This is a genomic window from Frankia sp. Cppng1_Ct_nod (assembly GCF_920656135.1).
GTDB classification, from domain to species: Bacteria; Actinomycetota; Actinomycetes; order Frankiales; family Frankiaceae; genus Protofrankia; species Protofrankia meridionalis.
Genome location: NZ_CAKKTK010000059.1, coordinates 1 through 22467 on the forward strand (window position 1 = coordinate 1; position 22467 = coordinate 22467).

Genomic DNA, 22467 nt, shown 5'->3' on the forward strand with positions numbered 1-22467 from the left:
GGATGCACGATAGCCTGCGCATCCTCGACTGTCCTCCCCAAGACCGACCGAATCCGCGGAGCACCACTGTCCGTAACTGTTGGTGATCGGTCTGGCCGCCCTCGCATGCCCGCTGAGCGCGGGTATCCAGCCGATGACCTTCGAGGAGGCCTCCTCACGGTGCCGGCGAGGCGGCCCGCCGTCCTGGAATCGCGTTGAGCAGCAGGCGGGTGTATGCGTCCCTCGGTGCCGTCAGCACCACGCCGGCCAGCCCCACCTCCAGCAGTCGGCCGGCACGCATGACCCCGACGTGGTCGGCTACCCGCCGCACCACCCCCAGATCGTGGGAGATGAACAGGAAGCTCAGCCCCAGATCAGCCTGAAGCTGGATCAGCAGCTCCAGGACCCGCGTCTGCGCCGACACGTCGAGTGCGGAAACCGGCTCGTCGCACACCACCAGCCGTGGTGCCGGTGCCAGCGCCCGCGCGATCGCGACCCGCTGGCACTCGCCACCCGACAGTTCCGCGGGCCGATATGACAGTACCGAAGCAGATAACGCCACCCGCTCGAGCAGTTCACGGACCCGGTCCCGGCGGGAAGCCCGGTCACCCACCCCGAAGATCCGCAGCGGTTCCTCCACCACCTCCGCGATGGTGAAACGCGGGTTCAGCGAGGCGTACGGGTTCTGGTAGACGAGTTGGACCCGCTGGCGGAACCGGCGTAACGCTCCGCCGCGGAGCTGGCTGATGTCCTGCCCGTCCATGGTCACCCGTCCGGCCGACGGTGTCGCCAGCCGGGTGATGAGCCGAGCCATCGTCGTCTTGCCGGAGCCGGACTCGCCGACCAACGCGAACGTCTCACCGTGACCGATGGTGAAGCTTACGCCGTCCACGGCCCGGACTGATCGTTTCCCGTGGCCGGCCGAGCGGGGAAGCGCAAACTCCTTCACCAGGTCTTCGACCACGATCAACGGGGGTATATCCGGACCGGCCACCACGGCGGTCTCCGTCGTTGTCATGATCGTTGCGGTGGCGGTGGCGGTGGTCCGGACCTGGGGTGTCGGCGCAGGCCCGGACCGCAGCCGGGACCCGGACAGGCTCGGAGCGTCGGCGACCAGCTGGCGGGTATAGGGATGGCTCGGCTCACCGATGACCTGATCCGCGGGTCCCGCCTCCACGACCCGGCCGGCATGGAGCACCACCACCCGGTCGGCGCGTTCCAGCGCGATGCCGAGGTCGTGGGTCACGAGAAGGACAGCGGTACCGCGGTCGCGCACCAGTCCGCCGATGTGATCGAGAATCTGTCGCTGCACGGTGACGTCGAGAGCGCTCGTCGGCTCGTCCGCGATGAGCAGCCGCGGCCCGGCGGCCACCGCGATGGCGATCAGCACCCGCTGGCGCATCCCACCGGACAGCTCGTGCGGATACTGCCGGGCGCGGACCGCGGGTTGCGACAGGCCTGCCTCGGCGAGGGCGCCCACGGCCGCGGCGGCTGCGGCGCGGCGATTTACCAGGCCGTGGATGCGCAGCGTCTCGGAGACCTGGTCGCCGATCCGCAGGACGGGGTTCAACGCCACGGACGGGTCCTGGGGCACCAGGCCGATCCCCGCGCCGCGCACCACCCGCAGATCCCGTTCACCGACTTGGGTCAGATCGGCGCCAGCGAACATCACGCGACCACCGTCGACTTGTCCGCCCGCCGGCAGCAGCCCGAGCACGGCGTGGGCGGTCGTGCTCTTGCCGGAACCGGACCCGCCGACCAACGCGACGACCTCACCAGACCGCACGGTGAGACCGACCCCCCGCACGGCATGAATCACCCCGAGACGGCCGCGGTACGACACCTCCAGGTTGTCGATCTCCAGTACAGGCACCTCCGAGGTCGACGGCGCACCGACGATGCCGCCCGGTGTGTCCTCATCCGATGTGTCCGCGCCTGGACCGGCCATCGGGGAACCGGTCCACCGGTGACTGGTCATCGGACCCGCGCCCATTCACCGTCGAGCGCCCGGGAGATGCGGTTGGCCGCCAGCACCGTGAGCGCGATGGTCAGGCCCGGCAGCGTCGACAGCCACCAGGACGTCGCCAGGTAGTCGCGACCGTCCGCCACCAGTGAACCCCACTCGGGGGCGGGTGGGGTGGCACCGTACCCCAGGAAGCTCAGCCCCGACACCGAGAGGACCGCGACGCCGATCTCCAGGGTCGTGAGGACCGTCACCGGGCCCCAGGCGTGCGGCAGGACGTGCCGGCTGAGCACCCACCACCATCCGGCGCCCGTCGACCGGGCCGCCTCGACGAAAACGGCGTTGCAGACCCGCAGCGTCTCCGCCCGCATCACCCGGGCGAAGTTGGCGATGGTCGGTACCCCGACCGCGACCGCCACGTTGACCGTCCCGACGCCGAGTGCCGTCACCAGCGCCAGGGACAACAGTAGCGACGGGATCGCGAGCAGCACGTCGACGATCCGCATGACGATCTCGTCGATCCAGCCGCCGAAGAAGCCGGCGACGAGACCGGTGGCGGATCCCACGACCAGGCCGACCGCGACAGCAATCATGGTTGTTCTGATCGAGAGCGACGTGCCGTACACGACCCGGGCGAACAGGTCGCGTCCGAGTTGGTCGGTCCCGAACAGATGATGGGCTTCCGGGGACCGGAGTTTGTCCGCCGGCACCCCGACGATCGGGTCGGCGGACGTCAGCACCCCGGGCGCGAACGCCGCGACCAACACGACGATCATGATGAGAACCGAAGCGACCAGGCCGGGCCGGTGCGCCATGAAACGGCCGACCCGCCGCCACCCGACCCGCCGACCAGGAACAACCGGAGCGGTCGGCGTCGATTCCGCGGCGATGCGCAGCCCGTTCACACGGTCCCTTCCATCCGCACCCGGGTGGGCACCGGGACGATCCGTGGGTCGAGCAGCGGGTAGAGCAGGTCCACGGCCAGGTTGATGACGACGAAGGTGACCGCGCCCAGCAGGACCACCCCCTGTACCACCGGAATGTCCTGGTAACGGACGGCCGCGACGATGATCCGCCCGATGCCGGGCCGGGAGAAGACGGTCTCCACCACGACGGCGGAGGCCACCGTGTTCCCCGCGAGGACGCCGGCCAGGGTCATAGCCGGCAGTCCCGCGTTACGCAGCGCGTGGCGCAGATGGATCCGGGCCGGTCCCGCTCCCTTCGCTCGCGCCGTCCCGATGTAGGGCTCGCCCAGAGCTGTTGTGAGGCTCCTGGCAAGTACCTGCGCGATGAGCGCCCCGCACGGCAGCGCCAGCGTGACAGCCGGCAGCAGCAGGCTGCGCACCCCGTGGTCCCCGACGGCCGGCAACAGCCCCCACCGGAAGGAGACCACCTGCAACAGGACGAGTCCGACGAAGAACGACGGCAGGCAGACGCCGACCGCAGGCAGCGCGAGCAGCATCTGCCGCAGCCACCACCTGCGGGTGTATGTCCCCCAGACCGCGAGGCCCGTTCCCAGGAGGATGCCGAGCCCGAGCGCGGCTGCCGTCAGCGCCAGCGTCGGGGGGAACGCATCGGCGATCATGGTTGTCACCTGTTGGCCGCTCTGCACCGAACGGCCGAGGTCGCCGCGCAGTACGCCGACGAGCTGGTCGGCGTACTGCGCGGCGACGGACCGGTCGAATCCGTACTCGTGCCGCAGCGCGGCGACCCGATCCGGGTCAGGCGCTATCCTGTCGCCACCCGCGGCCATGATCTCTACCGGATCGCTCGGCAGCAGGTGGAGGATGGCGAACGAGACGGTGTAGGCCGCCCAGAGCACGCCGAGCGCGAGCAGCGCGCGGCGACCGAGGTAACGGAGCACCGGCGTCGGCCGTCAGGACTTCCAGGAGTCGTGGAACTGAAGCCGTGCGTCGGCGTTCAGAATCACGTCATGCACCTTTGCTGACAGGCCCAGCACGACGGTCAGCTCGACGACCGGGACGTTGTACTGGTTGGTGAGAACGAACTCCTGTGCCTGCCGGACGAGTGCCAGGCGAGCGTTCGGGTCGGCGGTGGCGGCCTGCCGGGTCAGAAGGTCGTCCAGCGGACCGGGCTTGAGGTTGTTGAAGTTCAGCCCGGTGCTCGAGTACTGGATGCGCAGCACGTCGGGGTCGGCTCCGTTCGTATGACCCCAGAGCAGATCGTAACCTTTCGCCTGGACAATCTTGCCGCCGTTGGCTACCGGGTCCTCCCGTAGCATCACCGCGATTCCGACGGCCTTGAGCTGCTGCTGGATCAGCTCCAGTACCGCCTTTGCCGAGGGCTGGCCGGTGAAGTACTGGACGGTGAGCGCCAGCGGCTTTCCGTCCTTGACGCGGATACCGTCCGGGCCCGGCTGCCACCCGGCGCCGTCCAGTAGTTTCTTCGCCTCGTCGGGAGCGAAGACGAGATCCTTGGAAAGATTCTCGTAACCCAGCGTGGAATTGGCCAGCGAACTCGTCGCGGTTTTCGTCAACGGGGTGAAGACGGTGTCGACGACCTCCTGCCGGTTGATCGCCCGGGAGATGGCCTGGCGCACCGCCGTGTCGTCAAGGGGCGGGTGTGCGGTGTTCACGCTGAAGCCGTACGGCAGGCCCGGTGCCGTACGGGACTGCAACGTGAAACCATCGGTCCGCAGCCCCGCCTCGTCCTGGGGAGCTACCGCGGTAAGGCCGTCAACAGCCCCGGAACGCAGGCTGCCGGTGCGGACGCCGGACTCCGGGACGACCTGGAAAACGATCTGGTCCAGGTAGGCCGGTCCCTGATGTTTCCACAGCGTCGAGCCCCAGTTGTAGCCGGCTCTCTTGTCCAGGACGATCGACTCGTTCTTCTGATAGCTGTGCAGGGTGAACGGACCTGAGCCCACGATGCCCGACGCGCACCGCTCGGCCGGGGTCCGCGTGGTGCTGGCGAGTGACACCAGCCCGAGAGTGTGGGTGGATGTCGCCTGCAGGAACTGGGCGGCCGGCTTGGTGAAGGCCACCTTGGCGGTCAGGTCGTCGACGACTGTCGTGTCACGGTAGCCCTGCAGGTAGCCGGCCGCCTGGGCGGCGATCGCCCCGAGCTTCCCGGCGGTGTCGAAATTCGCCTTCACCGCCTGAGCGTTGACCGGGCTACCGTCACTGAAGGTTGCGCCCGGGTGAAGGTGGAAGGTGAACGTCGTCGCGTCCGTGCTGATCTCCCAGCGTTCGGCCAACCACGGCACGATCTTCCCGGTAGCCGGGTCCTGGTCGGTCAGGGAGTCCACGAGCTGGCGTGCCGGGTGGACCGAATCGATCGAGCTGACCTGTTGCGGGTCGAGACAGCCGAAATCGGACGTGACCGCGACAGTCAGCTTACCGCCGGGCTTCGGGGTCTCCTTCGCGGCTGCGGTGCCACCTCCGCCGCCGGACCCGCAGGCGGTGAGCAACGTACCGGCCAGCCCGACCCCCGCCGCGAGGCGGAGCCAGCGGGCACGGCCGGACGAAGTTCGCGATCTCATGTACACGTCCTCTTATCAGTCGAGAAATTTTCTTTGAATACGGCGGACGCCATGGAGTCGATGAAGCGGAATTCCTCTTCAGCCGGTCCCGATGGGCCGTCGCGCTCTGACGATGAGCGGTACCCGTTTGGGCTGGAGCATCGTCGACCGGCTCGGGCGCACCTTGTAACCGGGACTCGGGTGAAGTTTCCATCGGGCGATGACCGCCGCCACGAAAATCGTCATCTCCTCCCAGGCGAACGGCTCACCGATACAGCTCCGGTTACCCGTGCCGAAAGGAAGGAAGGACGTGCGGGGGATGGCGGCGGCGCCGTCACCGGCCCAGCGGTCCGGGTCGAAGACGTCGGGCACGGTGTAGACCGCCGGATCGCGCTGGATGGCGTGCAGGGAGAACAGCACGTTGCATCCGGGCGGGATCCGGTACTCACCGAGCACAACTTCTGTCACGGTCCGCCGGGACAACAACCAGCCCGGCGGGTACAGCCGCAGTGCCTCGCTCAGCACCTGCCGCAGGTAGGTCAGATCGGCCAGTGCCGTGTGGTCGAGGGACCGGCCGGCCAGGGCCGTGGCCACCTCGGCCGCGAGCCGCTCCTGGATGTCGGGGTGCCGGCTGAGCAGATGGCAGGTCCAGCTCAGCACGTCCCGCGCGGTCTCCACCCCGCCCAGGAACAGTGCCATGGCCTCGTCGTGGATCTGCTGGTCGCTGAGACCCGGCCGGTCACCGTCGGCCCGGGCCGCCAGCAGCATCGCCATGAGGTCGCCGTCCTTGGCACCACGCTCCCGGTACTGGGTGATGACGCCCGTCAACGCCTTGTCGAGCTGGTTGCGGGCGCGGTCGAAACGGCGGTTACCCGGGGTGGGCAGCTTCTCCAACCAGCCGACCGGGAAGGCTATCCGCCTGGCCACACCTTTGAGCAGGACGGGAAAGGTCTGCTCCACCTCGACCGCGACGCTGTCACCGAGGTCGGAGGAGAACAGCGCCCGGCATACCACGGCCACCGCGAAGGTATGGATCTCCTGGACGAACTCCACCACCTGGCCGTCCCGCCACGCCGATGCGCGTTGCTCGGCGACCTCCCTCATCTGGTCGGCGTAACCGGCGATCCGTGTCGCGTGGAACGCCGGCTGCATCAGCCTGCGGTGCGCCATGTGGGTCGGTTCGGTGGAGTTCAGCAGACCGTTGCCGAGAAACGGAGCCGATTTCTCGTATGCGATTCCCTTGTCGAGCTTGCGGACGTCCCTGGTGAGGATCTGATGCACCCAGACGGGATTGTTGATGACATAGGCCCGCGCCGGTCCGAGGCCGATGGTGACGATGTCGCCCGCATCACGCAGCGACTCGAAGAACCTCCGCGGTTCACTCAGCATCCGGTGCACATGGCCCAGCAGCGGGAGTCGGCCGGGAGCCGATGCGACGCCCGGAACAGTTGCCGTCATCCGTGAGGTCTCCTTTGTTCCGGAAAGGGCGGAGGCGGTCGTGCCCGCAGGTCAGTGGGTGCGGTGGACGATGAACTCGGACAGCATGGTCAGTTCGGCTGCGGCTGTCCGTTCCATCGCGGCCTCGTCGAGGGTCCGCAGGGCGCGGTCCAGATGCAGGTAGGCCTGGGCGGTGGTGAAGGAGCGGCCGCCGGCCTCGCTGATGAGGGCTGCCGCCCGGCGCAGCGTCCACTCCGGGTCCGGGGTGTCGACCGGCATGGCCAGCAGGTCCGCGAGCTGCCGGGTCGACACCGACCCGCTGGCCAGGGCGGCGACCACGGGGAGGGTTTTCTTGCGCAGGCGGAGGTCGTTGAACACCGGCTTGCCGGTGACCACCGGGTCCCCCCAGATGCCCAGCAGATCGTCGACCGCCTGGAAGGCGGTTCCCAGGTCGCGGCCCACCAGGGACATCGCCGTGACCATCTCGGCCGGAGCACCGCCCAGCAACGCCCCCAGCGCCGACGCACAGCTCAGCAGTGACCCGGTCTTGCGCGCGGCCATGGCCTTGTACTCCTCAACGGTCACCGCGTCCGGACCGGTCCACGGCCGCCACTCGAAGGCGATGTCCGTGGCCTGTCCGTTCACCAGTTCGACCAGCGAGCTCGACAACAGGCCCATCGCCGCCGACCTGGTCGCCGGGGGCAGGTGGCCGGCGGCGTGGGAGAGGGTGTCGAGGGCGAGCGCGAGAAGCGCGTCGCCGGCCAGCACGGCCGGCCCCACCCCGAACGCCTTCCAGGCGGTGGTGCGGTGCCGGCGCCGCTCGTCGCCGTCCATGATGTCGTCGTGAACGAGTGAGAACGCGTGCACCAGCTCAACGGCGACCGCCCCGGCAACCGCGCTCTCCGCCGGGGCGCCCACGGCCTCGGCGGCCAGGACGGCGAGCGCCGGCCGCATTGCCTTGCCCCCACCTCCGCTGTGGGCAGAAGGCGTGCCGTCAGGATCGCACCAGCCGAAGACGAACCCCGCCATCTGCCCGACCCAGGGGTGCAGCCGGTCGACAGTCTCGCGCAGGGCCGGGAGCACGAGGTCCCGGCACCGCACCAGGGTGTCGAGGGCGGTCGGTGCCGTGGCCCGCAACTGCGGGGTGTACTCGGTCATGAACGGACCCCTTCTTCGGCAGGGCACGGGCCGGGCAGCCCGCGATAGGCGACAGGAAGACAGGAGAAAAGGCCGGTCAGCCGGCGCCGCTGCGCACGAGGTCCGTGCCGGCGACCGCGACGGCACGAGACTTCGGGATCATCGGGTACGGCCCGGTGCCCAGCGACGCCTTCGGGACGGCGGTGTGCGGCTTGGCGCCAGGTATGGGACGCAGGCTCCACCGGGCGGCGATCGTGGCCAGAGTGAGAGTCGTCTCCGCGCGGCCGAAGGTATCGCCGATGCACTTACGGCTCCCCGCGCTGAACGGCACCATCGCGCCGCGTGGGATGTCCCTGGCCCGCTCGGGCAGCCAGCGGTCGGGGTCGAACCGTTCCGGGTCGGTGAACAGGGTGCCGTTGTGCCCCATCGCGTACGGGCTGTACATCACGATGGCGCCCTCTGCCAGCCGCTGCCCGGCAAGCTCGGTCTCCCTGGTGGTCGTGCGGGTCAGCAACCAGGCCGGCGGATACATCCGCAGGGTTTCGTGCAGGACCCGCCAGGTGTAGTCCAGCCGCGGCAGGTCGTCGAACGTCGGCGCCCGACCGCCGAGAACCTCGTCCACCTCGGCGTGCAGCCTGGTCTCCACCTCCGGATGCTCGGCAAGGACGTGGAAGGCCCAGGCCATGGTGTTGCCGGTGGTCTCCGTCCCGCCGATGAGCAGGGTCATGACCTGGTCGTAGACCTCTTCGTCGGTCAGCTGGTGCCAGGTCTCCTCGTCGCGGGCCGCGACCAGGATCGACAACAGGTCACCGTGGTCCGTCCCGGCGCGGCGCTGGAACTCGATCGTCTCTTTGATGATGTTGTGCATCCGGGTCCGGACCTGATCGAACCGGCGGTTGCCCGGAGTGGGGATCTTCTCCTGCCAGCCGATCGGCGCGACCATCCGCTTGTAGACGCCCCGCATGATGATCGGCATGCAGTAGGCGACCTCGGGGATGATCGGACGTTCACCGACCGTGGTCGCGAACATGGTGCGGGCGGTGATCCGCAGAGTCAGGGCGTGCATCGCGTCGCTGACGTCGATGGGTCTGCCGTCCTCCCACGACTCCAGGACGTCGGCGATCTCCTCCCGCATCAACTGGACGTAGCCCGGCATCCGGGATGGGTGGAACGCGGGCTGGAGCATCCGCCGCTGTTGGCGGTGGTCCTCCCGCATGGAGCTGACGAGCCCGTTGCCGACAAGCAGCCGCGCCTTTTCGAACAGCGGCCCGCCCTTGTCGAAGGTGCGCGAGTCCACCAGGACCTGCGTGACCACCTCGGGGTGACAGGCCAGGTAGGCATTGCGCGACCCGAGCTTGATCTGGACGAGGTCGCCCTGGGCGGGTAGCCCGGCCAGGAACTGCAACGGCCGACGCCACAGCTGAAGGGCATGGCCGATCACCGGGAGATTGCCAGGGGCGGCAGCGAAGGAGTAGGTATTACCGTCCGTGCCCCGGCGGGCGGTCGGCGGGGGCGCCTGGTCGGGAGCGATACCGGACGCGCCGGCACCCGGCGCGGCGGTGGCCGCCGCATGCGGCACCGGGCAGCCGGGCACCGTGGCGGCCTGTACCGTTGTCGCCGCCGCGGCGATGGTCACGAAGGTCGGTGCTGGTTCGCCGGCCGTCCCGGCGGGTCGGGGCTGCGGCCGGAAGCGCGTCACGGGGGCATCGAGATCGACCCATCCCGAGGTCGACCCGTCCCACACGGAGCCGTCACCGAAGTAGCGTGGTGTCAGATATTCGAATTCCTGACTGCCGCCCATCAGATGGTCCACGGCGGTGAGGTAGGTGCGCACGTCCCCGCGCTCGCCGAGCGGGCCGGACAGCAGCGCGTCACGGGCCTCGGCATACGCCTTCTCGTGCTGCGCGACCAGCTCGCAGAGCCGGTTGACGGCGTCCTGCAGACCGAGCCCGTCCCGTTCGATCAGGACCCGCACCACGGTCATCCTGTCGTCCTGCGAGTGTTCCTTCCGCCAGGACAGCAGGTCATTAATGACGATCATTTGTCGGCGGCAGTGGTGGTGGACCTCGGTGAGCTGCGGGAGAACGTCGCTCATGTCCACGTCCGCGCCGTACTCGGTCATCAGCTCGATGAAGTCGCAACCGAAACTGTCCAGCCTGACCGCCAGGCAGGTTTCGTAGTCCGGCACGCTGTCGGCCAGTTTGGAGTGGATCTCGGTGGCGCATCCACGCAGGAACGCCTCCAGACCGGCGGTGAACCGGGACACCTGGGCCGGACTGAGGCCGGGGCTGATCCGTCGCCACAGGTCCCTGGCCGCCCGGCCGTAGGCGAAGTCACCGGCCCGGCTGTCCCGGCCGTCCTCGCCGCGGAAGTCGGCGAGGATGTCGGCGAAGACCTCCCGGGCCCCGATGTCGCTGGCGCCGAGGGCCGACCGGTCCGAGACGAAGCTGTCGATCACCGTCACGTACTGGTACCAGTCGGCGATGTCGCGGGCCCGCTGCCCGTCGGCGTTCGGCACGGTGAGGGGACCGTAGATCCCGTTCCGCTGGCGCAGGAAGAACAGCAGATCCCCCTCTGTCGCGAAACATTCGCCGAGCTGTTCCCGCACCCAGCCGTTGGAGGCGAACTCGATCTGCGCCGCTTGCGGGTGGTAGGCGAACGGAAGGGAACGCGGCAGTTCGGGGAGGAAGAACTCCCGAGTGGGCGGTGCGAGCGCATCGGACGGGGTCACCACCGGGCCTGTTTCCATGATCACTCCTCATCTGGATGCTGGCGCGTCGAACAGGCCGTCCCGCGATGCCGGTGGAAGGCGGGCGGCTTTCCGGTGAAACCTTTCGTTCCGCGGGTGGACCACGGGGTGGGATTCGGGGACATCCGCTTCCCATGGAAAAAGATCTTCCGTGGAGAGCGGATATCGGATGCGACCTGCATCTGCGGCATCGATGCCGCAGATCTCCGCCCTTCGCCATGCGGAACAGAAGATCAAGAACTTCTGGCGAGCAAAGGGCTTCAGCCGGAGAGGGTCAGGGACGCCGACTGGGCAAGGTTCCCGGAATAAGACTTGATCAAAGTCGACGACCACACCTGGCTGGAGCCGTCCACTTTTGCCGATCGCAAGAACCGCGCAGAGGAGAGAGTAGCATGATATCCGCAGATGCGGAAGCCTTCAGGTTAGATGATCCGCGGATACGTAGATTTAACGAATGAAGTCCCGCAGGTGAGGATACACATATTACATGATTGTAATCACGGAGAGTAATAGCCATGAATCGATCCACGCCTTATTCCCGAGTTGGAAAACGGCCGATCTTCGACTGCCCGGTGATAGCGCTGCCAGGCCGCGTCCTGGACAAACCCTGAAAGGCAGCGGCGAACATGCCCTCTGAAAACCCTGTCCCGCTGTCGGTGCTCGACCTCGTGCCGCTCACCTCGGGCTCGAGCGCCGTCGAGGCGCTACGCAACACGATCGACCTTGCGCAACAGGTGGAGCGCTTCGGCTATGCCCGGTACTGGCTCGCCGAGCACCACCTGACCCCGAGCGTCGCCTCCGCCGCGCCCGCCGTCCTGATCGCCCTGGTCTCCGATGCCACCCGGCGGATCCGGGTCGGGTCCGGCGCAGTGCAGACCGCGTACCAGACGCCGGTCGTGATCGCCGAGCAGTTCGGAACGATCGCGCACATTCATCCTGGGCGCATCGACCTCGGGCTGGGCCGTTCGAGCGTGAGCAAATTCATCGACAAAATCACCGACTCCGCCACAAAATCAACTGCTGGACAACCGGCAACGAGCGGCCTCCCGGCGTCCCGGCCCTGCGTGGTCGACGGCCTGCCGATCCCGGCGCGGCCGAAGTTTCTGTTCGATCCCCACCGCCTCCGCCGGCAACTGGAGCTGGTCGGATACCGGGACGCCGCGGATGACGACTACACGCTGCAGGTGCGGGCCATCCAGGCGTTCATCCGCGGCGATTACCGCACCCACGACGGCATGCATCTACGGACGCCCACCGCCGAGGGCACCGATATGGAACTGTGGATCGTCGCCGCGAGCGCTGGTGAGAGCGCGCGGACCGCCGGCAAGTTGGGCCTGCCGATGGCTGCCAACTACCATTCGATGCCGACCGCCGTGCTCGACACGGTCCGGGCGTACCGAGCCGCCTTCCGTCCGTCGGAGACGATGCGGGAGCCGCACGTCATGGTCTCCGCGGACGTCGTCGTCGCCGACGATGACGAGATCGCCCGCAGGCTGGCGAGCGGCTACGGCCCGTGGGCGGGCAGCATCCGCAGGGGCGAGGGCGTCACCCCCTACCTCACGCCGGCCGAGGCCGCGTCCTTCCCCTGGACGGAGCAGGACCGTGCGCTGGTCGCGGACCGGGTCGACACCCAGTTCGTCGGCTCACCCACGACCGTCGTCCGGGGACTGCGTACGCTGCGGGACGTCACCGGGGCCGACGAGCTGCTCATCACCACGGTCACCCATGACCACGCCGCACGGGTGCGGTCCTACGAGCTGCTCGCCCAGGCATGGGCACGCCCCGGCTGATCTGCCGTTATCCGCCCTGGGCCTTCCTCGGCCATGGTCCCATAAGCGGGAGACTTTCCTCCTGCTCGGTGGCGTTCGCACACTGAGCGAGCTCAGATGTTCGACGCTGGATGCCGTACGGGGGCTGCGCCGACGGTGGAAGATCGCCGCCGGCGGCGATACCCGTGTACGTGCGATCACTGTCAGCATCTCCCTCGCCTGCCTGGGGAGCATGGGTAATCACGGGGGGCAGGCGTTTTCACGGGAGCCGAGATGAGCGACGGGTGTACATACTCCTTGTTTCCGGGTGGGGGCCGTCCTTCCGACGAGACCGCGGAGTGGACCGCACGCGTCGAGAAGATCGCTCCGCTGCTTGTCCAGTACCGGGACCAGGCTGAACAGGATCGGGCCACTCCGCCCGCCGTCATCGACGCGCTCCGTGAGCAGAACATCCACCGGATGTGGATCTCCCGTGCCTTCGGCGGCGGACAGGTCGGCGTGCAGACCGGCTCGGCCGTCCTGCAGGCACTCGCCCGCGTCGACGCATCCGTCGCCTGGCAGATGGGGGTCCAAGGTGCCATCGGCCGGATGTCGGACTATCTACCGGAGCCGGTGGCACACCGGCTCTTCCGCGAGAGCACGGGGCTGGTGGTCGGCGGCATCAACCCGACCGGCCAGGCCGAGCCCGTGCCCGGCGGATACCGGCTGCGCGGCAGGTGGTCGTTCGCCAGCGGCTCGGCGCACGCCGACTGGTTGGTCTGCGCCGCGACGCTCCAGGAGGACGACATGTCACACATGCCCCTCACCGGACCACGGATACGCATGATTTTCGTTCCGAAAAGCGCCGCCCGCTTCGTGGACGACTGGTTCACCGTGGGACTGCGCGGCACCGGAAGCACGACCTACTGCGTCGACGGCCTTGTCGTCCCCGAGGAGCACACGGTCGACGGCTCCCTCCTGCGCCGGCCACCAGCCCACCGCCCCTCCCGAGCGTACGGCATCGCCTACTACGACTTCGCCCCGTTCACGACCGCGTCGACAGCCCTGGGGATCGCCCAAGACGCCCTCGTGGCTTTCCGCTCCCTGGCCCGGGAGAAGATTCCCGCCCGGGCGACGAGCCCGCTGGCTGCCAGTCACACCGTGCAGGCGGGGCTGGCCCGTGCGGAGATCCTGATGCGGGCGGGCGCACTGCTGCTCACCGACGCGGCCGACCACGCGACGGCACACGGCGAGCACGGCGGGGAGAACCTCAGCGCCCTGATCCGCCTGGCGGCCACGGCCGTGGGCGAGAACACCGCAGCGGCCGTGGACACGCTCTACGACCTGGCGGGAACGAGCTCCCTCTACACCGCCAGCCGGCTGGACCGCTGCTTCCGTGACATCCACACAGCGGTCAAGCACATCACTCTCTCGCAGACGAACTTTGAGATGGTCGGACAGTACCTCCTGGGCGGGGCACTCCTGATACGACGGTGACCCGGTAACGGGACCGGCATTCCGGTAGGCAGGAGGTACCACAGAGCCATTCAGTGCGTCAGGCCCTGGTATGAAGAGCTGACAACTGATCGGAGGGTCGGGTGCGGGGCAAGGAACTGACATCCGTCGGCTACCGCCCGGTCGCCTCGTAGGTGGTTCCAGTCGTCATAGCAACGATTTCTACCTACGGATGTCGGTGTCACATGCCCCGTTCGCCGCATCCCGACCGACTCATAGCCTCTCAGCGTGGTGGACACACTCGGCGGACCGACATCCTCGACCGATACCAGGACGGGCCTGACCGATGGGGACGGGACCAGAAGAAACCGGGTCGGTCGACACGACCGGTGGCGGTTCGTCCCCCATGTCGGAGCACTCCTCGGACTGGACGCGATGGTGGTCGCGGCGCTGTGGCCGACGCTGGTCCGACCGCTCTGGTACGACGAAGCATGGCGCGCCTACCACCTCAACGTCGGCTCGGGCTGGTTCCAGGCCCTGCGGACGGCGAACGCACCGCTGTCCGGTGGATGGTTCGCGGCCGAGAAGCTCGCGGTGTCACTCCTCGGCAACACGGAACTCGGGCTGCGCCTGCCGCAGATCGTCGCGCTGGCCGCATTGTCGCTGTTCACCTGGGTGCTGTGCCGCTGGTGGTTGTCGCGACCGGAAGCCACGATCGTCGCCGGGCTGCTGACGGTCAACGGCGGGCTGCTCGTCTACGGGATGCAGCTCAAGTCCTACCTTCCGGAGGCCGCCTGTACCGCGGCCGTGACGCACCTGTGGCTGTGCGCACGCCGACGCGCGGATGCCGGACGACGTCCGTGGCCGGCGCAGTTCGCCATGGCGGTATGCGCGATCATGACGGTCACGTCCCTGTTCGTGCTCGCTCCCCTGCTGGTAATGGACGTTCTCGACGCCGCACAGGCCTGGCGGGCCCGACGCCGGACTCGGAGCACCGCACTGGCCGGCTCGATCCTCGTTGCCGCGGTCGGGGTCGCACACCTCGTGCTGTTCGTCCTGCCGCAGAGTTACCTGACCACGAACCCGTACTGGCGGAACTTCTTCCTCACCAGGGGCAATGCCACCTTTCAACTGCGGATGGCCCTGTGGGAGACGGCGCGCAACGCGTTCACGGCGGCGATGACCCGACCGGACGGGCAGTTCGGCTCGCCGTTCACCGGCTCGCCACTGCTCGCCGACCCGGATCACCAACTGCAGGTGTGCGTGGTCGCGGGGGCACTGCTGTGTTGGGCGGCCGGCCTGGTCACGGCAGCGCGACACCGGGCGGGTCGGGCGTTATTGACAGCGCTCGGTGGCGCGTTACTACTGATCGTGCTTGCCTCGACCAGGAGGCAGTGGCCGGTCGGATTCGTCCGGGCGAACCTGTTCACCCTGCCGTTGCTGTACCTTCTCGCCGGTATCGGCGCGTCAGCCCTGGTCCACCCCTTATGGTCACGGACTCGAGGAAAACGAACGCAGCGAACCTGGACCTGGACCTGGACCTGGCGGACGGTCGCGACAATCCCCGCGACCGCCGCGGCCCTGGCCATCATTGTGGTCTTCGTCCTGGCCGTGGCCACGGTGAGTGCCCAACGGATCCACGAGATCAGGGCCAGCGCGAACGGCCCCCTGCTGCTGGGCGACATGCGGGAGCTGGTCGCCGTCGAAGAGACGACCGCGGGACCCGGGGACATCCAGATCGTGATCCCCGGGCGGTGGGACGAGCGGCAGTGGTACAAGGCACAGCAGTACTACGTGTCGTACTACAACGGCTACCCGAAGCGTGATGTGTCACGCGGACCGGTCACCGAGGTGAACACCCTCGTTCTGCCCCCGCTGGGCTGGGGCTCCTCGATCCCGCCGTTTCTGGCCACCCGTCCGGACGCAGGGGCATTGTATCTGGTCACCTACAACCTGGTGTTCCCGGACGGTCTGCGCAACCTCGACAGCCTGCTCGCCGGTCTCGGCTGGTGCCCGGCGGACTCCACCCGCCACTCGTGGCCGCTGACCGGCCAGATCACCCGGTTCACCCGCTGCCCGACTCCGACAGGGCCGAAGGCTGCGGGGGCTTGAGGATCACCTGCGGGTCCGCGGCAACCGGCGGCCTGAGGACCTCGACCAGCCCGATCCAGCCGAGTACCGCGGCGGCGCCGAGAAGTCCGATGACCGAGCCCAGGTACCGGTAGTCGAAACCGGCGGTCAGCGCGGCCGTCACGAGCACGGACATGCCCGCGCCCGACGCCAGCCAGAACAGTCGACCCGGCCCGCTGCAATCCTGCCCCCTGCGACCCGGCCCGCTGCAATCCTGCCCCCTGCGACCGCGCCGCCGGCCGATCGCAGCCGCGGCGAGACCGGCGAGCAGACCGGTTCCGACCAGTGGCATCGGCGCATAGCCCAACCGGCTGTACGTCAACAGGACTCCCCCGAGCGACTGTGATCTCCTGGTGAGGACGTAGTAGCCGTCGGCGGCGTGCGGAGCCTCGGGAGGCAGGATGTTCGCCAACGCGTCCGGCATCTCCCAGGTCGCCGCCCGGGAGGTCTTCGCGTTCTCATGCGGGACGGGCGAGAAGTACCCGATCAGGTAGCCGACCGTGGTGGTGGCCACCATGACGGGCTGGGCCCGCAGGACCTCACCGGCGAACTCGCCGGCAAGGTCCTCCCGTCCCGGCGGGATGCGGCGGTTACCCTGGCGCAGCAGCGAGTCGTCGGGCCACAGGTACCTGTCGGGCTGCGGACGCTCTGCGACCGGCCGCGGGTCGCAGAGCGTCCGCAGGTCTGCCCGTGACAGCACGGCACAGTCGGCGAACGGCGCCATCCGCCCGTACAGGAAGAAGCCGGAGTGCGCCGACACCGAGAAGGCGCCGCCGTTGGCCACGCTCCACGTCGAGTAGCCGAGGATCGGCATGGCCGCGGCCAGGACGAACGCGGTCGACCGGGCGAGACCGCCCCGGCGACCGCATGCCCGGACGGCCGCGCCGGCCAACACCCCGCCGACAACGACCAGCGGGCCACAGCCGACCGTGCGGATCACCACCGCGGTTGCGAGTAACAGTCCGCCGGCGACGCAGGCGGGCACGGTGGGCCGTCCCGGTCGGGCCAGCACAACCACACCGCCGGTGACCAGCGTCCCGAAGAGGCTGTCCGCAAGGACGAACTGGCCGAGATCCAGCACCCACGGCCATAGCAGGGCCGGCGCGGCGGCAAGAGCCGCGATCCAGGGACGGCGCGCGACACGCAACGCGACGATGTACAGGCCCAGCCCGGCGGCGAACGTCAGCAGCTGCTGGATGACGACGAGCCTCGTGAAATGGGCCTGACCGTCGATCAGCCGGAGGAACATCGGAAAGCCGGACGGCCGCCAGTCCCCCGGCCACATGCGCCTGCGGGCCTGGTCGAGGTAGGCAGCGGAATCCCCGAGATACATGATCGCCGATGGATAGGCGACAGTGACCAGACCGCGCAGGACGAGCCCAAATACGGCGATCACGCCGAAAAGGGCGTGCCGCCGCAACGTGGCGCATCCAAGGATGCCAGCCCGTCCCACCGGACCCACCGGACCCACCGGACCCACCGGACCCACCGGACCCACCGGACCCACCGGACCCACCGGACCCACCGGACCCACCGGACCCACCGGACCCACCGGACCCACCGGACCCACCGGACCCACCGGACCCGGGATGGTTCCGGCCGTCCCTGGGACGGTGGGCCGGGTAACCCGCGGCACCGCCGCCATCACCCCAGGGCGTCGGTCTCGAGCTTGGTGAACAGCGCGCCGGGCCAGGGCAGGGCGCGACCCGCCGGCACGGGCTGACGCTCCCACCCGTCCAGGCTGATGCCGAGCACCTCCGCCAGCCGGGCCGAGGTGAACGGCAGGAACGGCGCGAGCGCGGTCGTGATCCCGGAGATCGCCTGGACGGAAACGGCGAGACTGCGTCCGGCCCGGTCGGGGTCGACCTTGACCGTCTTCCACGGCTCCTCGCGGTACAGGTAGGCGTTCACCTCGCCGGAGATGTCCATCGCGGCCCGCAACGCCGCCCGCAGCTCCACCCGTCCGATCAGCTCGCCCACCCTGGCAAGGCCCGCGTCCACCGACGCGATCAGCTCCGCGTGCACGCCGTCGAGCTCGCCGCTCTCGGGCAGGCGCCCGTCGAACCGCTTACCGATCTGGGCCATCACCCGGTTGACCAGGTTGCCCCAGTTCGCGATCAGCTCGTCGTTGATCCGCCGGATGATGTCCGCGTCGGTAATCTCGGTGTCGTTCTGTTCGGGCAGCACCGTCGCAAGGGCGTAACGCAGCGCGTCCGGCTGGAGCCGGTCGAGGTACTCGCGGACACCCCGCCCCACCCCGGCGGACTTCGACGCCTTGGCCCCGCCGAACGTCACGTACTGGTTCGCCGGGACGTCGGTGGGCAGGTTGAGCCCGCCATAGCCGATCAGCATCGCCGGCCAGATCACCGTGTGAAACGGGATGTTGTCCTTGCCGACGAAGTAGTAGCTGGAGGCGTCCGGCTTCTCCCACCAGGCGCGCCACGCGTCCGGGTCGCCGCTGCGCTGCGCCCACTCCTTGCTTGCGGACAGGTAGCCGATGACCGCCTCGAACCAGACGTAGATCCGCTTGCCCGGGCCAAGTTCATCGGTGGGCAGCGGCACGCCCCAGTCCAGGTCGCGGGTGATCGCCCGGTCGTGCAGGCCGTCCTTCACGAACTGCAACGACCAGTTCATGACGTGCCGGCGCCAGCCCTGGCGGGTTTCGAGCCACGCCAACAGGTCGTCGGAGAGCGCGGACAGCCGCAGGAAGAAGTGGGTGGTGGCCCGCTTCTGCGGGACCGCGCCGGTGAGCTTGCTGCGCGGGTCGAGCAGGATGTCCGGGTCGAGGGTGCGGCCGCAGTGCTCGCACTGGTCGCCCCGCGCCTCGGCATATGCACAGAACGGGCAGGTCCCGACCACGTACCGGTCCGGCAGGAAACGGCCGGCCTGTGGGTCGAAGAACTGGACGGTCTCCTCGGGCAGGATGTAGCCCGCGTCGCGCAACCGGGTGAAAACCTCCTGGGTAACCTCATGATGATTCTCTGTCATCGTCGAGGTGAACAGGTCGAAGCTGATCCCGAGATCGTCCCAGATACGTAGGAACTCCGGGTGGTAACGGTTGACGATCTCGACCGGCGACACACCGTCGGCGTCGGCACGCACGGTGATCGGGGTGCCATGGGCGTCACTGCCGGATACCATCAGTACTCGGCTGCCGACCATCCGATGGTAACGGGCGAAGATATCCGCCGGAAGGTAGGCACCGGCGATGTGCCCCAGGTGGGGCATGCCGTTGGCGTACGGCCATGCCACCGCGACCAGGACAGGATTACCCTGCCCCTCGGCGGCGTTCAGCCCACTGGTCTTGGTCGTCACGCTTCCACGGTAGCGCCCCGACCCTACGATCCTCGACAGGGTTTCATCGCGGCGCGGACGGCTCATGCACGCTGACCCCGCAGGGCGTCGCCGGACTCGGCGAATGCTGCGGCCAGCGCCTCCCGCCACGGACGAAGCGGCTCGAGCCCGGCGTCGGACCACGACCGGGACGACAGGACCGAATAGGCAGGTCGGGCCGCCGGCCGCGGGAACGCGTCCGTTGTCGTCGGCTTCACCTTCGCCGGGTCCATTCCGAGTTCGTCGACGACTGCCCGCGCCAGGCCGAACCAGGTCGTCTCGCCGCCACCGGTGCAGTGGTAGACGCCGGACGCGGCGCCGGATGCCGCGAGCTCCACCAGCCCTGCCGCGAGGTCCACCGACCAGGTCGGTGAACCTCGTTGGTCGTCGACCACGGAGAGCGTGTCGCGCTCACGCGCGAGTTTCGCGATCGTCCGGACGAAGTTGCGCCCGGAGGCGCCGTACACCCACGCGGTCCGAACGACATAGGACGACGGACACAGCGCAAGTACGGCCTGCTCACCGGCGAGCTTGGTCCGCCCGTAGCCCGAGCGCGGCCCGGTGGGGTCGGCCGCCTCGTAGGGCTTGTCCGCCGTGCCGTCGAAGACGTAGTCGGTCGAGATGTGCACCAGGGTTGCGTCAACCTCGGCGCAGGCTGCGGCCAGCTGTGCCGGAGCGGTGGCGTTGACGGCGTAGGCGCCCGCCTCATCGGACTCGGCACCGTCGACGTCGGTCCACGCAGCGGTGTTCACGACCACCAGGCCGCCCTGGACCTTCGCGGGTCGGGCCTGGTCGCGGATGACGGCCCGGACCCGGGCCGGGTCGGTGATGTCGAACTCGGCGCGGGTGAACCCCGCCCAGGCATGAACCTTTTCGTTCGACTCCAGTAGCCGGCACAGGTCCACCCCGAGCTGACCGCCTGCTCCTGTCACCATCACGCGCACCCGGCAAGTCTGTCAGACCGGGTCGCCGGACCGGGGAACCAGTCGGATGTGCACCCACAGCGATGGAATCGCTACACCGCGACCAAATGATCGCTGAAAGTAGTCATTACTGGGCTATGCTGAAGTTGCCCTGCTGACCGCGGGCGCAGTTGGCCAACGGGGGCCGGCTGTCACCGTTTTCCGGAGATGGCGATCGTCGACCATGCAGACGCGGCGCCGGCCCTGCCCGCGGCCGATGTTTCGAGCGGGCCAGGCCCGGACTCCGGCGTTTCCTCCGAACACCGCGGCACCGATCATGACGTCGCCGGCGCCGTACCGCGTCCCGTGCGTCCGGAGCGTCCGGGGCGTCCGGGACGCGGCCGGCTGCCCCGGGCAATCGTGCTGGTCACCGCGCTGCACGTGACGCTGCTACTGGCCTACTCGTTCATGTACACCACCTGGACGGGATACGACGAGGCCCAGCACGTCGACGTGGTCTACGGCCTGCAAAACGGCGGCGGCTGGCCGGCGCCCGGCCAACGGATCATGGCCAAGGGTGTCACCGCGACCTCGGACGACTTCGACCGTGGCCGTTACGCCGAGATGTTCCAGGCGGGTGGCAAGAGCAACGGCGAACCGGCGTTCGCCGAGATGAGTCCCACCCCTCGCGGGCAACGCCTGTCGTTCGACGCGCTGGGCGGTCCCGGACCGGTCACGGACGGCCGGCTGTCCAACCAGATGGTTCAGCATCCTCCGCTGGTCTACGCGATTGCCGCGGCCGGACTGGCCGCGTTGCCCGGCTCGTCCGGCTGGGCCTATGACAAGCAGGTCTGGGTCCTGCGCCTACTGAACATCATCATTGTGGCTCCGCTGCCGCTGCTCGCCTGGGCGGCCGCACGCCGGATCGGACTGTCCGAAGCGCTGGCGCAGGCCGCCGCGACGGTACCGCTCGCCGTCCCCGGACTGACCCGGGTCGGTGCCACGTTCAACAACGACGGCCTGCTGATGCTTTCGGTCGGCGGACTGACAGTGGTGCTCGCCGGGGTGTTGCGGGGCGACATGCGGCGGCGGACAGCGGCAGCGGCCGGTCTGCTGCTCGCCGTCGCGTTCCTCACCAAGGCACTGGCCCTGCCCCTGATGCTCATGGTTCTTGCCGCATATCTGGCTGGTTGGACACAGCTGCGCGGCGGCCGCCGGCTGCACGCCGACCCGACCCGGCCGCCCGGCGCAACGCCTGCACACCCCTGGCCGAGAACAGGTGCCATGGCAGGCCGGACCCGCGGTCCGCGCGGGATCGCTCTGGCCCTGCGCACCCCGCCGTGGGGGCCCGCGCTGCTTGCCATCGGGTTGGCCTGCGCCGCCGGCGGATGGTGGTGGGTGCGCAACTACATCCTGTACCACGCCGTGCAGCCGAACGGATGGGCGACGGAACCGCCGCGGCGCGAGCCGGTCCTGCTGCCGAGGTCGTTCTTCACGTGGTACGACTACTTCTGGCGGACGATCATCAGTCGGTTCTGGGGCGGTCTCGGGATGTTCGAACCGCCGCGGATCTCCGGCGTCGCGGTCGTCGTCGCAACGGTTGTCGTGGCCGGGTGCATCATCGCGGCGGTCCGCCCGGCGGTAACGGATTCCCCGACGGCCGAGCGCATCGGCAGGTTCGGCCGGCTCGGGATGACCGGGCAGCCGCTGGTGCTACTGATGCCGATCTTTCTGGCGTATCTCCTCGTGGGTCAACGCAGTTACTCGGACTACGGGATCTACACTCGGGCCATCGCGATCCAGGGCAGATACCTCTACATGGGCATCGTGGGCCTGGCTGTCGTCGTCGCCGTCGGGCTCGGCCGGCTGTTGAACGGCCGCGACACCTCCGCGGGGCTGCTCGTTCTGATCAGCGCGCTGCTCATGCAGGCGGTCGCGGTGTGGACCGTGTGCGGGTACTACTGGCTCCCCCGTGGCGAGTCCTGGCCCCTGCTGCACATCGGGAGCGTGGTCACTGCGATCGCCCGCTGGGCGCCGTTCCCCGAGGGCGTGACCATTGCCGTGTTCGTCCTCTGCCCGCTACTGGCCTATGCCACTGTCGCCGCGACGGTCCGTGCGACCCGCCGGTCCGCGGGCCAGCAAACCTGCTGACC

14 protein-coding genes are annotated in these 22467 nt (G+C 68.9%); 4 read left to right on the top strand and 10 right to left on the bottom strand.

Going from position 1 to position 22467, the window contains the following annotated elements:
- Positions 1–154 precede the first annotated feature (154 nt).
- The 7 genes from NBW77_RS16020 to NBW77_RS16050 all read right to left on the bottom strand — a co-directional run bounded on the left by NBW77_RS16020 (position 155) and on the right by NBW77_RS16050 (position 10746).
- Positions 155–1927, bottom strand: a complete 1773-nt coding sequence (locus NBW77_RS16020) for a dipeptide ABC transporter ATP-binding protein (protein WP_250279944.1) — start codon at positions 1925–1927, stop codon at positions 155–157.
- 26 nt (positions 1928–1953) lie between these two features.
- Positions 1954–2847 carry an ABC transporter permease gene (locus NBW77_RS16025; protein ID WP_242605624.1) on the bottom strand — a complete coding sequence of 298 codons (894 nt, stop codon included), beginning with the start codon at positions 2845–2847 and terminating at the stop codon, positions 1954–1956.
- Positions 2844–3806 carry an ABC transporter permease gene (locus NBW77_RS16030; RefSeq protein ID WP_175324655.1) on the bottom strand — a complete coding sequence of 321 codons (963 nt, stop codon included), beginning with the start codon at positions 3804–3806 and terminating at the stop codon, positions 2844–2846. The genes NBW77_RS16025 and NBW77_RS16030 overlap by 4 nt, the downstream gene beginning before the upstream one ends.
- A 12-nt stretch (positions 3807–3818) precedes the next feature.
- On the bottom strand, positions 3819–5444 hold the full coding sequence (locus tag NBW77_RS16035) for an ABC transporter substrate-binding protein (RefSeq protein ID WP_250279945.1): 1626 nt from the start codon (positions 5442–5444) through the stop codon (positions 3819–3821).
- A 78-nt stretch (positions 5445–5522) separates the two neighbouring features.
- Positions 5523–6881 (bottom strand): cytochrome P450, encoded by a 1359-nt coding sequence (locus NBW77_RS16040; RefSeq protein WP_131745637.1) that lies wholly within the window; start codon positions 6879–6881, stop codon positions 5523–5525.
- Positions 6882–6932: 51 nt separating this feature from the next.
- Positions 6933–8018 carry a polyprenyl synthetase family protein gene (locus tag NBW77_RS16045; RefSeq protein WP_250279946.1) on the bottom strand — a complete coding sequence of 362 codons (1086 nt, stop codon included), beginning with the start codon at positions 8016–8018 and terminating at the stop codon, positions 6933–6935.
- 76 nt (positions 8019–8094) lie between these two features.
- Complete coding sequence (locus NBW77_RS16050; RefSeq protein ID WP_207386856.1) at positions 8095–10746, bottom strand: cytochrome P450; 2652 nt, start codon at positions 10744–10746, stop codon at positions 8095–8097.
- Between the two features lie 626 nt (positions 10747–11372).
- On the opposite strand from NBW77_RS16050, the gene NBW77_RS16055 reads away from it, so the two are divergent.
- The 3 genes from NBW77_RS16055 (at position 11373) to NBW77_RS16065 (ending at position 16061) form a co-directional block, all read left to right on the top strand.
- Positions 11373–12536 carry an LLM class flavin-dependent oxidoreductase gene (locus NBW77_RS16055; protein WP_131745636.1) on the top strand — a complete coding sequence of 388 codons (1164 nt, stop codon included), beginning with the start codon at positions 11373–11375 and terminating at the stop codon, positions 12534–12536.
- 252 nt (positions 12537–12788) lie between these two features.
- The gene (locus NBW77_RS16060; protein WP_131745635.1) at positions 12789–13991 is read left to right on the top strand and encodes an acyl-CoA dehydrogenase family protein; all 1203 of its coding nucleotides are present in this window, start codon (positions 12789–12791) and stop codon (positions 13989–13991) included.
- A 246-nt stretch (positions 13992–14237) separates the two neighbouring features.
- The gene (locus NBW77_RS16065) at positions 14238–16061 is read left to right on the top strand and encodes a glycosyltransferase family protein (RefSeq protein ID WP_131745634.1); all 1824 of its coding nucleotides are present in this window, start codon (positions 14238–14240) and stop codon (positions 16059–16061) included.
- Here NBW77_RS16065 and NBW77_RS16070 read toward each other — a convergent pair.
- From NBW77_RS16070 to rfbD, 3 genes are all read right to left on the bottom strand, one after another.
- Positions 16015–17532, bottom strand: a complete 1518-nt coding sequence (locus tag NBW77_RS16070; RefSeq protein WP_250279947.1) for a hypothetical protein — start codon at positions 17530–17532, stop codon at positions 16015–16017. The genes NBW77_RS16065 and NBW77_RS16070 overlap by 47 nt on opposite strands.
- Before the next feature lie 191 nt (positions 17533–17723).
- The gene (gene metG / locus NBW77_RS16075) at positions 17724–19460 is read right to left on the bottom strand and encodes a methionine--tRNA ligase (RefSeq protein ID WP_131745633.1); all 1737 of its coding nucleotides are present in this window, start codon (positions 19458–19460) and stop codon (positions 17724–17726) included.
- Positions 19457–20347, bottom strand: coding sequence for a dTDP-4-dehydrorhamnose reductase (gene rfbD, locus NBW77_RS16080; RefSeq protein ID WP_175324654.1), 891 nt, complete (start codon positions 20345–20347; stop codon positions 19457–19459). The genes metG and rfbD overlap by 4 nt, the downstream gene beginning before the upstream one ends.
- Before the next feature lie 195 nt (positions 20348–20542).
- On the opposite strand from rfbD, the gene NBW77_RS16085 reads away from it, so the two are divergent.
- Positions 20543–22465, top strand: coding sequence for a hypothetical protein (locus NBW77_RS16085; protein WP_250279948.1), 1923 nt, complete (start codon positions 20543–20545; stop codon positions 22463–22465).
- Positions 22466–22467 lie beyond the last annotated feature (2 nt).